The organism is Bacillus massiliglaciei, assembly GCF_900098925.1.
Classification (GTDB): domain Bacteria; phylum Bacillota; class Bacilli; order Bacillales; family DSM-1321; genus Peribacillus; species Peribacillus massiliglaciei.
Map to the genome: position 1 here is coordinate 279366 of NZ_LT622357.1, position 14647 is coordinate 294012.

Consider the following 14647-nt stretch of genomic DNA (forward strand, 5'->3'; position numbering starts at 1 on the left):
ATCATGTTAAAAATTGCAGATCGTACATTTCATTCAAGACTTTTATTAGGAACAGGCAAATATCCTTCTTTTGATATTCAAAAAAAGGCGGTTAACGTTTCTGGTGCGGAAATTTTAACATTTGCGGTCAGGAGAATGAATCTATTTTCAGAAGAACAGCCGAATTTTCTCGAACAGCTTGATTTGTCCAAATATACCTTGCTCCCGAATACAGCCGGCGCCAAAACAGCCGAGGAAGCAGTACGGATCGCCAAACTGGCGAAGGCTTCCGGATTATGTGACATGGTAAAAGTAGAAGTCATCGGGGATGACCGCTCCCTGCTGCCTGATCCTGTGGAAACATTGAAGGCTTCGGAACTGTTATTGGAAGAGGGGTTTATCGTCCTGCCTTATACGTCCGATGATGTTGTGCTGGCAAAACGCCTGGAGGAACTCGGCGTGCATGCAATTATGCCTGGGGCTTCGCCGATTGGCTCTGGCAAGGGAATCATCAACCCCCTGCATCTAAAGTTTATTATTGAGCAATCGTCGGTACCGGTCATTATCGATGCCGGGATTGGTTCGCCTAAGGATGCGGCGTTTGCGATGGAGCTTGGAGCAGACGGCGTTTTGTTGAATACGGCGGTGTCTGCTGCACAGGATCCGGTTAAAATGGCGGAAGCGATGAAGCTCGCGGTCGAGGCTGGCAGACTTGGTTTCGAAGCTGGACGGATTGCAGAAAAAGAATACGCAACAGCGAGCAGCCCGACGACTGGAATGTTGTCCTCTTGAACAGCCGGTATGCAAGACAGGAATTATTCTGGGGCAAAGATACGCAGAAACAGATTCGGGAGGCACATGTGATCATTATCGGAGCCGGCGCCCTCGGATCGGCCAGCGCAGAAATGCTGGCCAGAGCCGGAGTCGGTCAGCTTACGATTGTGGACCGGGACTATGTGGAATGGAGCAACCTGCATCGGCAGCAGCTGTATTCAGAAGCAGATGCCGAAAATAAATGGCCAAAGGCCGCTGCCGCCAAGGCGAGGATTGAACAGATTAATTCCGATGTGGCAGTAGAAAGCATCGTAACCGATGTGCACGGCCTCAATATTGAACAGCTGATTCAGGGGCATACCTTGATTGTAGATGCGGTCGATAATTTTGAAACAAAATTAATTGTCAATGATGCCGCTGTAAAGCTGGGCATTCCTTTTCTGTTTGGCGCCTGTGTCGCAAGCTACGGGCTGACGTTTCCAGTCCAGCCGGGAAAAACGCCTTGTCTGCATTGCCTGTTAGATCAGCTGCCTGTCGATACGATGACCTGCGATACAGTCGGGGTCATCGGTCCAATTGTCCAAACGACTGCGGCCCATCAGGCTGCCCAAGCCCTGCGGATTTTGTCTGGGGAGGAGCTGCCGCCTATCCTGCATTCCGCAGATATTTGGAAAGACGAAAAAGCGAGAATTAATGTTTCCCGCTTGAAAAGACACCATTGCCCAACCTGCGGCGAGCAGCCTGCGTTCCCGTACCTTTCATTTGAGAATCAAACGAAGACGGAAATATTATGCGGCCGGGATGCCGTACAGCTCCGCCCCGGTATTTCTGCTTCCTATTCCCTTGAACGGCTGGCTTCCGGCCTTAAACCAAAGGTGAAGCAGGCCATCGTCAATCCGTTTTTGATTTCCTGCCAATTTGATGAGTATCGGGTCGTTTTTTTCAAGGACGGGCGTGCCATCATCCACGGCACCCATGAACCAAAAACGGCACGGGCCGTATACAGCCGCTTGCTTCAGCATTATTAAGACAGTTTAAAAACTGCCGGATAATAGACTGGGGAACAGCACGAGTACGAGACTTCATTCACAGATGGAAATCCATACAGCATACGCAAAAAACCTCCATTTCTCTGCGAGAAATGGAGGTTTTATAGTTGTCCCGGCCTCTGAGCGGCCTGAGATTCACTTGTTTCTTAATAGCTGCCCGTGTTCACTTTTTCAGGCCTTGAAACTGGCTCAGATAGGTTCTTTCCATCTTCGTTCAACAGTTTGGCACTTCCATCTACCTGCACTTCTACACTTTCAATCCCTTCCTGTTCTGTCAGAGACAGCACAAGAGCATCCAATACATCTTGGGACACTTTCTTTTCTTTAAAGCTGCCGAGAAGCGATTCATTGAAATTCAGCGTTACTTTTCCTTCTGATACCTCTGGCTCTGTCAGCAGGGCCACATCAGACATGAAGCCGGTCTGAAGCTGGGAGGAGTGACTTGGTCCCTTCACCAATTCTTCAACCGCTGCCGTAACATTATTTTCATCCGTCTGGCTGACCCTTCTTGTAACGGGCACATAATAATAATTCCCTTCTTCACCGCCAAGGAAATAAACCGTCAGTGCCTTTGTATTCGTGATATCCGCTACATCACTTGTATCGATATTAATCCCAGATGTCCGGGTCATATTCTCACTGATTGGTGTGCCGCCGACAGGCATCTCAGCCATGTCCTCCCCATTAAGCCGGAGCTGGACTTTTTCAACCGCATCAAACTGGGTCAATGTCCATGTGATGGACTGCAGGATTTTTTGTTCATCTTCTTTTTTATAATTTTTAAATTCCGGGGAGAAATCTGCAACCGCTGTCCCATCCTTAATGTTCACACTGATTTGGGTATCCGCCGGGATGACCGCGCGAAATCCGTTCGGCAGGATATTGGAAACCGGTCCATTTTCAACAAGGTAATCGAGAGCTTGCTTCGCAACGGCTTCTGATTTTGGGAGATCCAAGGTTTGCGGGACGACATAGCCATTTTTATCAATTAAATACAGTTCTGTTTTCACTGTTTCTTCTGATGCCTCTTCTTTGCCTTCTTTCTTTGCTGCTGATTCTTCACTTTTTTCATCCAGCGCCTGTTCATCTTCAACGAGTGACACATCTTTCGGAGGATCAATCTGGCTTTTATTTTCGTCTCCTCCAAACAAGCCACAGCCGGAAAGCCATAGAGAAGATCCAATAATGACCGCAGTCAGTGATACCTTTGTTACGTTAGACATAAAAATCACTCCCAGCACAGTTTGTACTATCATGTATACGAGCCTCCGGCTGAATTAGACCAGTTTTTCTTTTTTCATAAAAAAAAGCCCCCATAAAATGAGGGCTGCAGACTGTAGACAAACTCGAAATTCGAGTTTGCCTACAGTCTTTTTTCTTTTAAAATAATAGTAATAGTTTTTGAAATAGTGTTAGTTGATTTTCGTTTCGGCGGACGCTTTCCGCGGGCGTGGCCCAATCCTCCTCGTCGCTTTGCTCCTGCGGGGTATCGGCCTTCACGCTTTTCCCGCAGGAGTCGCCGCCTGCACTACAATCAACTCCTTTCTAAATAAATGTCTGAGGTGAATGGATATGATGACAAAAAATCAAATAAGTGAACGTGATCAAATGGAAATGATTACAATAGAGCAACTTGTACCACAGGATCATTTGGTCAGAAAGCTTGAATCAGCGATTGATTTTTCTTTCATCTATCCACTAGTTGAATCACTGTATTCAACACTAGGTCGACCTAGTGTTGATCCAGTCGTATTAATTAAAATGACATTTGTTCAATATGTATTTGGAATTCGTTCAATGCGTCAAACAATAAGAGAAATTGAAACAAATATGGCGTATCGTTGGTTTTTAGGGTTTGGATTTCATTCAGAAGTACCGCACTTTTCTACCTTCGGTAAAAATTATGAACGTCGTTTCCAAGATACGGATATCTTCGAACAGATTTTCTATCGAATTCTTAAAGAAATTGCAGATAAAGGACTACTAAGTGCTGACCATGTCTTCATCGATTCAACACATGTTAAAGCAAGTGCGAATAAACGTAAATTCGAAAAGAAGATAGTTCGTAAAGAGACTCGGGCATATGAAGCTAAACTTCAAGAAGAATTGAATCAGGATCGAGTTGATCATGGGAAGAAACCATTCCCATCAGATAAATTTGAAAAAGAAGAAGTTAAGGAGATTAAAGAGAGTACAACAGATCCTGAAAGTGGCTATTATGTAAAAGATGAAAGAACGAAACAGTTTGCTTATTCATTCCATGCGGCTGCGGACCGGTATGGGTTTATACTTGGGGCGGTTGTGACACCTGGAAATGTTCATGATAGTCATATGCTTCAGCCACTTGTTGAAAAGGTTATGGAAAAAGTGAAGAAGCCACTTGCTGTTGCTGCCGATGCTGCTTATAAAACTCCTGCGATTACTAAATTCTTATTTGAACATGAGATTCAACCAGTACTTCCTTATACAAGACCCAAAACGAAAGATGGGTTTTTACGCAAGCACGATTATGTATATGACGAGTACTATGATTGCTACCTATGTCCGGAAGGACAGGTTCTAAAATATTCAACTACCACCAAAGAAGGCAAACGCCAATACAAGTCGAACCCAGTTCAATGTGCCAATTGTCCTTTACTCGCTCAATGTACAAATAGTAAGGAGCACAGACAAATAATTGAACGTCATATTTGGGCGCAGTATGTGGAGGAAGCAGATCATCTTCGTCATCAAAACGATATCAAACAAATATATGCAAGACGCAAAGAAACGATTGAACGTGTCTTTGCGGATGCGAAAGAAAAGCATGGTATGCGATGGACAACCCTTCGAGGGATTAAAAAATTGTCCATGCAGGCGATGCTTACTTTTGCTGCTATGAATTTAAAGAAGCTTGCCAATTGGACATGGCAAGCTTCGGCTATGGTCTAAAATAGAATACTCGAAGAGCATTTTGCTTACAATCAGACCATAAAATACCTAAGAAAATCTCAAAAAGACAAAAGGCCTTCAGAATGAAACCATTCTGAAGGCCTTTTGTCGACAATCTGAAGCCCCCATAAAATGAGGGCTGCCTGTTTCGTTACTTCATCAGTTTAACGGTATCTACCATTTTCACTTTAGTCCCAAGCCATTGGGTCGCAATGCTTCGGAACATCCCCTTCGATCCTGTCGTCAGAAAATGATGGTGGGGTTTCTTTTTACTTAAGTTCATTAATTTATCATGCTCAAGGATGACGCTTGCCTCCCTGGCTGTTTCCTCACCCGAGGAGATTACTTGGACGGAATTCCCCATATAGCGGGAAATCACCGGCCCTAAGAGCGGATAATGAGTGCAGCCAAGGATCAATGTATCGATTTCTGTATTCTTTAATGGAACAAGCGTCTCTGCGACTACTTTTTCGACGATATCTCCTTCGAACTCGCCACTTTCTACGATTGGCACGAATTTTGGACATGCCAAACTTTTGACTTCGACTTCTGAATTGATCGAAGCCAGTGCTTCATTGTACGCTTCACTTTTTACAGTGCCGGCCGTTCCGATAATGCCAATTTGCAGATTCTTTGACGCCTTAAGTGCTGCTCTCGCTCCCGGATTAATAACTCCCAGGACCGGGATCGAAAGCTCGGCCTTTATCTCTTCAAGGGCAGCCGCCGTTGCCGTATTGCAGGCAATGACCAGCATTTTGATATCATAATGCTTTAATAAGAAACGTGTCATTTGCCACGTGAATTCTTTCACATCTTCTTCCGGTCTTGGACCGTACGGGCACCTGGCTGTATCTCCAAGGTACACAATATTCTCATTCGGAAGCTGACGGAACATTTCCTTGACGACTGTCAGACCGCCAACTCCAGAATCAATAACTCCAATTGGTCGTTTCAAAAAACTCGCCTCATTCTTCTTTCATTTCAAGATGCAGTTTTGCCAGGTTCGCCTTAAAGGCAGAAATTTCGTCCTCACTAAAGGACTGCAGGATGTCACTCAGATACTCCTGACGCTTCTTAATAACATCAGCAATAATCCTTTCCCCTTCTGGCAGCAGATGAATTCTTACAACTCTGCGGTCCTTCGGATCCTTGACGCGCTGTACCAGCTCCGTTTTTTCCATCCGGTCAATCAAGTCCGTCGTGGTGCTGAAGGCCAGGAACATTTTCGTCGACAGCTCGCCGATCGTCATGTCTCCTGCTTCAAACAGCCATTGCAGAGCAATGAACTGCGGCGGGGTAATATTATAATCATGAAGGATTTCCCTTCCTTTTTGCTTAATCAGCGCGGAGACATATCGAAGCTCTTTTTCAATTCCAGCCACATATTCTGCTTTTTCTTCCATTCACACAGCTCCCCATCAGTTCATGAAAACTATCTTACTATTATTGTGTAATAAAGTGAAATAAATATCAACAATTGCACGATTAAATCTCGATAATATTCCCGTTACAAACAAAAAAACAGCACACCTGGAAGACGGGGAAACATCCCGCCAGATCCGTCCGTGCTGTTTACAGTGACTTTCTATATTCTTTCTGTCTTAGGTATAAATAATACGGCCAAAACCGGTTAAAGCTTAAGTTCCCCCATACGAAGGAGTTCTATGACTGCTTGCGAACGCCCTTTGACTCCAAGCTTTTGCATAGCATTCGAAATATGGTTTCGAACTGTTTTTTCGCTAATAAACAATTCACCAGCGATTTCTTTTGTTGTTTTGTCCTGTACTAGTAACTCAAATACTTCCTTTTCTCTTTTGGTGAGTAGTGGCTTATGAGTGAATTCGTTCTCCTTCAATTAATGTTACCCTCCTTGCCTTCACCAGCATAAAACCCGGAGTGGGTATCTATTTAGTCATCATATAGTATGACAAGAAGGGAAAGAGAGTGACTCTTTCACTTGTCCAATTGAAACTTTTCTTCCGCTTTTTTTGCATCTGTCTCCGGCTTTTTCATTAATGCTTTTTCCTCTTCGGTCCATGGTACAGATTTTCCCGCTGATTTCGAGATTTGGACAATGGTTCCCCTGCCCGTAAAACATACATCCTTCATACCCCGGACTCCCATGTAATGCACATCGACCGAGGAGGTGCCGACACTGTTGGCTTTTACATAAATAGACAGTTCATCATTAAAAAAGACCTGCTGAAGATAATCGCATTGCAAATCAGCCACCACCGGGATCAAATCGCTTCCCATCTTCAGCCAGTCCTGCATAAACCCCAGGTTTTTAAAAAATTCGATTCTCGCTTCTTCAAAGTATGCAAAAGGAACGGTATTATTTAAATGTCCGAACATATCCGTCTCGGAAAAACGCACTTTAACCGGATGTTTAAATGTAAACTCCTGGCTCCATTCGTCAATATTTTTTATATATGAAATTTTGCTCACTTTGGACCCTCCGTTCTCTTATAATTATTGAATGACTATTCATTCATTTTAAATAAAAAATGATGAATTGAAAAGATTTTTTTCAAAATTCAAGCATAGACCTTTTCCCGCACAAGAAAAAAAGCCGCCGATTCATTAAATCGACAGCTTTTGTTAACTATGCTGCAGGCTTGCCTGGTTTCTCTGGTTTGCCCGGTTTGCCTGGCTTCTCTGGTTTCCCCGGCTTGTCCGGTTTGCCTGGCTTTTCTGGTTTGCCCGGTTTATCCGGTTTGCCTGGCTTCTCTGGTTTCCCTGGCTTATTCGGCTTGCCTGGCTTCTCTGGTTTCCCCGGCTTATCCGGCTTGCCTGGTACACCTGGCTCTTCTTCCTCATCTGACTTCGTTCCTGTTTGGATTCGGCCTTCTGCCTTAGGAGAAACAGGGCTGTTAGCAGCCAAATATTCAGTAAACACATCATAGTCGACATATAATAATTCATGAATTTCCCCGGCATCTTTTGCCTCTTTAAACATCGTATATCCATCGCCGCCATCGGCAACAAAAGCATTAGTGGCAACCGTATACGTCTTCGTTAAATCAAGATCCGTCATATTGGATTCTTCTTCTACCTGTACATCAAACACCCTTTCTCCTGCAGGCATCGCTGGATCATATTTGAAGTGAACACCAGATACCTGCATGAATTGGCCGGCCTCTTCTTCTACTTTTGAGACACTGTGCTCCAAGGCGGCAAGGACTTGTTCGCCTGTCAAATCAACCGTCACAAGCGTATTCCCGAATGGCAGGGCCGTCAGCACCTCTCCAAGGGTGATATCCCCTTCATCAATAGATGCCCGGATCCCTCCGCCGTTTTGCATCGCAATGGTCGCATTTACACTTTGCTTTGCCTTAGCAAGCATCGCATCTGTAACCAGATTGCCCAGGTTCGTTTCTTTTGTCCGAACATTGCTTCGTTCCCCGTCAAGGGTAACAGATGTCGATCCAACGACTTCTTTTTTCATTTCTTCCAGAGGACCGCTTAATTCCGCAAGCCGTTCCTTCGCCCATTCATTTTCTGCATATATATATTCACCCGCTTCATTTTGGGCCGTCACATCAATTAATTCTCCATTCCACTTTGTAACAATACCTTCTGGGTTAAAGGCAACATCCAGCTTGCCAAGATATTGACCATATTCCCCAGCCTGAACAATCACAGTCGGCTGGCTATCCGGATGTGCAATTTCCGGTTCTGTCAAAAGGGTATGGGTATGGCCGCCCACAATGACATCGATTCCTTCTACTTCATCCGCAAGTTTTTGATCAGCATAATAGCCGAGGTGGGAAAGGACGATGATTTTATTAATCCCTTTTTCCTCCAAGGCCGCAATGGTTTCCTTCGTTTTGGCTGCTGCATTTTCAAAGACTATATTCTCTCCCGGACTTGCCAGGAATTCCGTATCTTCCGTTGTCAGGCCAATAATGCCAACCTGCTGGCCGCCGACCTCGCGAATACTTGCCGGATAAATATGGCCGTTTTCTCCGGGAGTTCCGATTTCATTTTTGGCAAGGCCGGATAGTTCAGGATCCTTTGTGAAATCAATATTGGCGCTGACAAATGGGAATGCTGCTTTTTTCACGAATGCCGCAAGTGTTTTAGAATCCCTGTCAAATTCGTGATTTCCGAACGTCATGGCATCATATCCAAGCTTATTCATAAACTCCAGATCAGCCTGTCCTAAATATTGATTGAAGTAGAGCGTTCCGGAAAAGACATCCCCAGCATCCAGCAGCAGACTGTCTGCGCTCTGTTCCCTGATTTCTTCAACCGCTGTAAAGCGTCTAGGAATATCGTCGAGATGGGCATGGGTATCATTCGTATGCATGATAGTCAAATCAAGTTCCTGATTCACCGGCTCCTGTGAAAGATCGAGCTGAGCAATCAGCGGATCATGGTCACTCGCACGGCCATGCTCCTCCATGTAAGGAGAATTGATGTTTACAATATCAAATTGCGCTTTTTCTGCCAATGAAGCAGAAACAAGCATATGGTCAAGTGTCTGGGCATTCCCTTGATATGTGTAAGAGTACTGCTCATTAAGAGGCAGCGTTTCCACAAGATTCGTCAGCTCTCCGCCTTTCAATGCCTGAAGCGGCGCTGAATATTGGAAATCGTTCTGATCGCCCAAAACGACTACATTGGCAGCAGGATCATCAGCCAATAGGTCTTTCACGAATGCATGAATTCTTTCAGCCAGCTTGATTCTCTTTGCTTCACTTTCTAGATTGGGCGGCTGGTTTTTTCCAAAGATCGGTTCGTCTCCGCCTTTTGAATTCAAATGATTATTGATCACAAAAATATTTTTTCCATTAAAGGTGAATTGAGCTGCCAGCGATTTTCTTGTATCCTCAAAAATCGGATTTTGCGGATCAATCCTCCCAGGATTCAAGGTAAGATCCCCATCCTGAATAGCTGTTCCTTCGGTTGCCGAGCCTTTAGGCGCTTCGGCAAGCTTCACACGGTCAGGATTATACAGGTAGCCGACACGGATATTCCCGCCTGGAGCTCCTCCGTCCTCGTTATTCACTGGAGCGATATCCGTAAACGCATACTCTGGTCCGCCCAGCTCTTTAATTTTAGCTACAAGTTTTTTGAAGCTTTCGGATGCATCTGTCGTGCCGTCATTCGTTTCTCCATTGTTATCCTGGACTTCGATCAAACCGATAATATCCGGTGCTTTTAAATCAGTCACAAAGGAGTCTGCAATTCTCGTTACCTTTTCGTCCGGTGTTTTCGTTGAAAAGTTTTCTACATTATAAGAAGCAACCGTTACCTTATCCTCGTCCTTCTTAAAGCTTACTTGGTCTTCTGTTCTCTCTCGCTCTGATAACGGCGGGAGTGTCTCTTTATCGGTAAGCACCTTGAAATTGCTGTAGCTGTAACTGACCACTCCGGTTACCGTTCCATCGAACTGATCGCCTGCCTTGGCCGTAAAGTCATCACTGATGGAGAGGTGAAGTCTTTCCGGATTGGAATTTTCCTCTGTTAATAGAGGTGTGCCGAATTCCGTATAGGCCTTTCCTTCTGCCTTTTCAACGATGACTGGTACTTCGCCATATTCCTGAGGAGCCACAACCTGCGGGCTGTCCAAGGAAATCAGCATGCCTTCCAGGCTTTCATAAAAATCAATTCCGTCTTCTTCCGGATCAAAGGTGCCAAAGGCGTCATTATCCGTTACTTCAGTTGGAATCTCGCGGTCCTCTCCCAGTTTGACAGGTGCCGGCAGCGGCTGATTTTCTTTTAATTTAAAAACATCAGATGCATTGATTTCTGTCATAGCCAGGTCCGTCTTTAATTTCTCGGCATATCCGTCAAGCACCCATTCCTTCACTTCTCCGTTTACAGAAACATAATCGCCTTTTTTTACACCATGGGCTTTTTTATAAACGTGGAGGCCATCAGCCGTATCCGGGTCTCCGTCCCCTTCTGGATCCTGCATGTAAAAATTGTTTGCATCGACAACATGGGTAACAACGCCTTCTACACCGGCAAGGGTCTGGCCTGCAAATGGTGAGGCATGGGATTTCCCTTGGATTTCATAGATCTTTTTCCCGGCAGGTGCAGGATTCGGCACCTCTCCTTCTCCCGGATCAGACTCGCCTTCCGCATAAGAAATGGCCGTCACCTCTTTTAGACCGGGCACTGTAAAATACGCTTCAATACTGGCCGTCACTTCAATCTTTTTTCCCAAATTTTCCGGTTTCTTAATCAGGCCAAATTGGTCCCGATAAGAGGACGGCAGCTGAATCGGCATGATTTTTTCCGCCGACCGTTCATCTGGAGAATCGGCAATCGCTATATTTGTATCTCCTCCAAAGGGAGGTTCAAATGTATAAGAATTTGTCGCTTTCGTATACCCCACAATATATCCTTCCACCGTTGCACTTCCGCTTCCTTTTGCAATCGCTTGCTCTACAGTCAGCACTTCAGCTGCATCCGCCCGTCCTGGCTGAAAAAATGGGATAGCTGAAGATAACACTAAACTGAAAACCAACAGACAGAAGCCCAGCTTATATACAAAAGCCTGTTTCATTTCCGTTTTCCCCCTTTACTAGATAGAATGCCCGTTTACTGTAAGAAACACTGCAGAAATCCAATGAATTCCTCCCGATTCCCCCCTTCTTTTGCCGAAAAAGCACGTTTAATAAAAAAAATATTCACACAACTTCGACATCCTAAATATCTTACATATCCAATTGATAATCAATGGTACTAATGTTAAATTTTTATATAATCTTAAAAATAATCCAATAGCATCAGTGTGATTATCTATATCAAGGACATATAGACTACACCTAGCTTTATATAGCGGATCGTAGCGCGGAAAGCATATATAATTTATTCTAAGAATAAGGATTGGGAGAATTAATACATCGAAAACTGGAGCATAAAGAAAATTGCTAATATTAAAATTATAAAGGCTGTCACGTTAAATTGAGTCATTGGATTGACCGATTTAGATGTAGCCACAAGATATCTTCATAATTACATGACGTGATTACTTCCTCAAAATAAAGTTTTTTGACATAACAGTATCGAATTTTCAAGAGTATTTATTAGTACGAGTTTGTGTGAAAAATACATGATATGTGAATGAACAAATCGCCTATCACCTTTATTAATTATAGAAAAATAAAAATAGGAGAAAAAAAATATGGCTAATTTATTTCTAACTCGTGCGGCTTTTTAACAGAAGAAATAAAAAAACACATCTGAGGTGACAGTATGTATCATCACTACGGCTTCTGTACAACTAAAAGAAAAAAACGATTTTCATGGAATGGGATTTATAGAAGTAGGCTTCTTGGATATTGAGCATGAAGAACCTACTTTATTAGAACAATACGATGTAGTTTATATCGCTGGTGGTAATCCGTTTTAGATTCTGTATCATTTAAGAAAAAGTGGTACTGATGAAATTCTAAAAAAATGGTTAAAGAAAATTTTGTGATTGCAGGTGTCAGTGCTGGTTCAATTCCTAGGTGAAAATATACAGATTGCACACTTTTCACATCAGATTTAAACAAAGTACATAGTACATCTAACCGACTTTACCTCTCTTCAGATTGTTAATTTAAGTATCTTTCCTCATTATGATAGAGAAGACTTATTTACCGATATAGGTAGTGAAACTATTGTACAAAAGTTGGAGAAGTTTGAAGAACAAAATCAATGTAAGGTATTACGATTGAAAGATGATGAAATTGCTACAATGCATTTGCCGGAGAAAATATAAGGACCGCCCGCGGAAAGCGAGCTTCTAAAGCAGAAATAAGTTAACTTCATATTCGCTACAGAATTTTTTATACTTCTCTGTTTCTTCATGTTGTTAAAACTCAATGACTTTCACCCAAAATTGCAGCGGAAGACGCGAGACTCCTGCGGAATCAGCGCGTCCTGGGGAGATCCCGCAGGAGACAGAGGCGACGAGGAAGCTCCCGGACCGCCCGCGGAAAGCGAGCTACTAAAGCGAAAATGAGTTTAACTTTACTTGTTCCGCAAAATTTTTTATACTTCTTACCCTCTCCATTTTCTGTGGTTAATGCTCAATGTTTTTCATCCAAAATTGCAGCGGAAGACGCGAGACTCCTGCGGAATCAGCGCGTCCTGGGGAGATCCCGCAGGAGACAAAGGCGACGAGGAAGCTTCCGGACCGCCCGCGGAAAGCGAGCTTCTGCAGCGGAAATGAGTTTAACTTTACTTGTTCCGCAAATTTTTTTATACTTCCTAGCCTCTCCATTTCTGTGGTTAATGCTCAATGACTTTCACCCAAAATTGCAGCGGAAGACGCGAGACTCCTGCGGAATCAGCGCGTCCTGGGGAGATCCCGCAGGAGACAAAGGCGACGAGGAAGCTTCCGGACCGCCCGCGGAAAGCGAGCTTCTGCAGCGAAAATGAGTCAACTTTACTTGTTCCGCAAAAATTTTTATACTTCCTAGCCTCTCCATTTCTGTGGTTAATGCTCAATGACTTTCACCCAAAATTGCAGCGGAAGACGCGAGACTCCTGCGGAATCAGCGCGTCCTGGGGAGATCCCGCAGGAGACAGAGGCGACGAGGAAGCTTCCGGACCGCCCGCGGAAAGCGAGCTTCTGAGCGAAAATGAGTTTAACTTTACTTGTTCCGCACTATTTTTTATACTTCCCAGCCTCCCCATTTTCTGTGGTTAATGCTCAATGTTTTTCATCCCAAATTGCAGCGGAAGACGCGAGACTCCTGCGGAATCAGCGCGTCCTGGGGAGATCCCGCAGGAGACAAAGGCGACGAGGAAGCTTCCGGACCGCCCGCGGAAAGCGAGCTACTAAAGCGGAAATGAGTTTAACTTTACTTGTTCCGCAAAATTTTTTATACTTCCCAGCCTCTCCATTTTCTGTGGTTAAAGTCCAATGGCTTTCATCCAAAATTGCAGCGGAAGACGCGAGACTCGTGCGGAATCAGCGCGTCCTGGGGAGATCCCGCAGGAGACAGAGGCGACGAGGAAGCTTCCGGACCGCCCGCGGAAAGCGAGCTACTAAAGCGGAAATGAGCTATCGTTACATGCACAGCAGAATTTTACATAGCCTCAGACAGGAAACAAACAGCCTGCCATCTTTCCTCCACCAAAAAAACACCCGGGCCGTCTGGCTCGGGTGTTTTCTCTGTTTCTATTAAACTTGATCGCTTCCGAAGAAGTTACGGAATTGCTGAATCGCAGTATCACGGTTCAAAGCAGCGATTGAAGTAGTCAACGGAATTCCTTTCGGACAAGACTGCACACAGTTTTGTGAGTTACCGCAGTTAGCAAGCCCTCCGTCTGTCATGATTGCATTCAAACGTTCAGCTTTATTCATGGCACCTGTTGGATGCGCATTGAACAAACGAACTTGAGACAGCGGCTGAGGTCCGATGAAGTTAGAGTTTGAGTTCACGTTCGGGCAGGCCTCTAAACATACTCCGCACGTCATACATTTAGATAATTCATATGCCCATTGACGTTTCTTCTCAGGCATACGCGGTCCTGGTCCAAGGTTATACGTTCCGTCAATCGGAATCCATGCTTTAACCTTTTTCAAGGAATCGAACATGCGGCTTCGGTCAACCTGCAAGTCACGGATAACCGGGAATGTGCGCATCGGTGCAAGACGGATTGGCTGTTCCAATTGGTCAACCAATGCAGTACATGACTGTCTTGGCTTACCGTTGATAACCATTGAACATGCTCCGCACACTTCTTCCAAACAGTTCATATCCCAAGCAATTGCTGTTGTTTTCTTACCGTCTGCTGTTGTTGGATTACGTCTGATTTCCATAAGGGCAGAAATCACGTTCATATTTGGACGGTATGGTAAATCAAATTCCTGATCATAAGGAGCTGAATCAGGAGTATCTTGACGAGTAATGATAAACCGGACTGTTTTATTCTCAGTTTTAGTAGCAGCCATTTTTGCT

Annotated in this window: 10 protein-coding genes; 3 read left to right on the forward strand and 7 right to left on the reverse strand. The window is 44.4% G+C overall.

All coding sequences use genetic code 11. The features are described from left to right. The first annotated feature begins 3 nt into the window (after positions 1-3). Together BQ4305_RS07065 and BQ4305_RS07070 are read left to right on the forward strand one after the other, a co-directional pair. Entirely contained in the window at positions 4-771 is a 768-nt protein-coding gene (locus BQ4305_RS07065; protein WP_110927141.1) for a thiazole synthase, read from the forward strand. Continuing rightward, positions 768-1781, forward strand: coding sequence for a ThiF family adenylyltransferase (locus BQ4305_RS07070; RefSeq protein WP_110927142.1), 1014 nt, complete (start codon positions 768-770; stop codon positions 1779-1781). Before BQ4305_RS07065 ends, BQ4305_RS07070 begins: the two co-directional genes overlap by 4 nt. Before the next feature lie 167 nt (positions 1782-1948). Here the strand turns inward: BQ4305_RS07070 and BQ4305_RS07075 are convergent, their stop codons facing one another. Then, complete coding sequence (locus BQ4305_RS07075) at positions 1949-3025, reverse strand: GerMN domain-containing protein (RefSeq protein WP_110927361.1); 1077 nt, start codon at positions 3023-3025, stop codon at positions 1949-1951. Between the two features lie 349 nt (positions 3026-3374). Here BQ4305_RS07075 and BQ4305_RS07080 point away from each other — a divergent pair, with 349 nt between their 5' ends. After that, on the forward strand, positions 3375-4733 hold the full coding sequence (locus BQ4305_RS07080) for an IS1182 family transposase (RefSeq protein WP_110927143.1): 1359 nt from the start codon (positions 3375-3377) through the stop codon (positions 4731-4733). Positions 4734-4884: 151 nt separating this feature from the next. Here the strand turns inward: BQ4305_RS07080 and racE are convergent, their stop codons facing one another. The 6 genes from racE to sdhB all read right to left on the reverse strand — a co-directional run bounded on the left by racE (position 4885) and on the right by sdhB (position 14640). Beyond that, positions 4885-5688 (reverse strand): glutamate racemase, encoded by an 804-nt coding sequence (racE, locus tag BQ4305_RS07085; protein ID WP_110927144.1) that lies wholly within the window; start codon positions 5686-5688, stop codon positions 4885-4887. Between the two features lie 10 nt (positions 5689-5698). Beyond that, positions 5699-6136 (reverse strand): MarR family winged helix-turn-helix transcriptional regulator, encoded by a 438-nt coding sequence (locus BQ4305_RS07090; protein WP_110927145.1) that lies wholly within the window; start codon positions 6134-6136, stop codon positions 5699-5701. Between the two features lie 227 nt (positions 6137-6363). Further along, positions 6364-6588, reverse strand: coding sequence for a helix-turn-helix domain-containing protein (locus BQ4305_RS07095; RefSeq protein WP_028392149.1), 225 nt, complete (start codon positions 6586-6588; stop codon positions 6364-6366). A gap of 98 nt (positions 6589-6686) precedes the next feature. Beyond that, positions 6687-7181 carry an acyl-CoA thioesterase gene (locus BQ4305_RS07100; RefSeq protein WP_110927146.1) on the reverse strand — a complete coding sequence of 165 codons (495 nt, stop codon included), beginning with the start codon at positions 7179-7181 and terminating at the stop codon, positions 6687-6689. 157 nt (positions 7182-7338) lie between these two features. Beyond that, positions 7339-11253 carry a 5'-nucleotidase C-terminal domain-containing protein gene (locus BQ4305_RS07110; RefSeq protein ID WP_234396896.1) on the reverse strand — a complete coding sequence of 1305 codons (3915 nt, stop codon included), beginning with the start codon at positions 11251-11253 and terminating at the stop codon, positions 7339-7341. A gap of 2613 nt (positions 11254-13866) precedes the next feature. Further along, on the reverse strand, positions 13867-14640 hold the full coding sequence (sdhB, locus tag BQ4305_RS07120) for a succinate dehydrogenase iron-sulfur subunit (RefSeq protein WP_110927148.1): 774 nt from the start codon (positions 14638-14640) through the stop codon (positions 13867-13869). Between the last annotated feature and the right edge of the window lie 7 nt (positions 14641-14647).

Coding starts and splice junctions, on each gene's coding strand:
- BQ4305_RS07065 (WP_110927141.1), top strand. CDS start 4: ATGTTAAAAATTGCAGATCGTACATTTCATTCAAGACTTTTATTAGGA.
- BQ4305_RS07075 (WP_110927361.1), bottom strand. CDS start 3,025: ATGTCTAACGTAACAAAGGTATCACTGACTGCGGTCATTATTGGATCT.
- BQ4305_RS07080 (WP_110927143.1), top strand. CDS start 3,375: ATGATGACAAAAAATCAAATAAGTGAACGTGATCAAATGGAAATGATT.
- BQ4305_RS07090 (WP_110927145.1), bottom strand. CDS start 6,136: ATGGAAGAAAAAGCAGAATATGTGGCTGGAATTGAAAAAGAGCTTCGA.
- BQ4305_RS07110 (WP_234396896.1), bottom strand. CDS start 11,253: ATGAAACAGGCTTTTGTATATAAGCTGGGCTTCTGTCTGTTGGTTTTC.
- sdhB (WP_110927148.1), bottom strand. CDS start 14,640: ATGGCTGCTACTAAAACTGAGAATAAAACAGTCCGGTTTATCATTACT.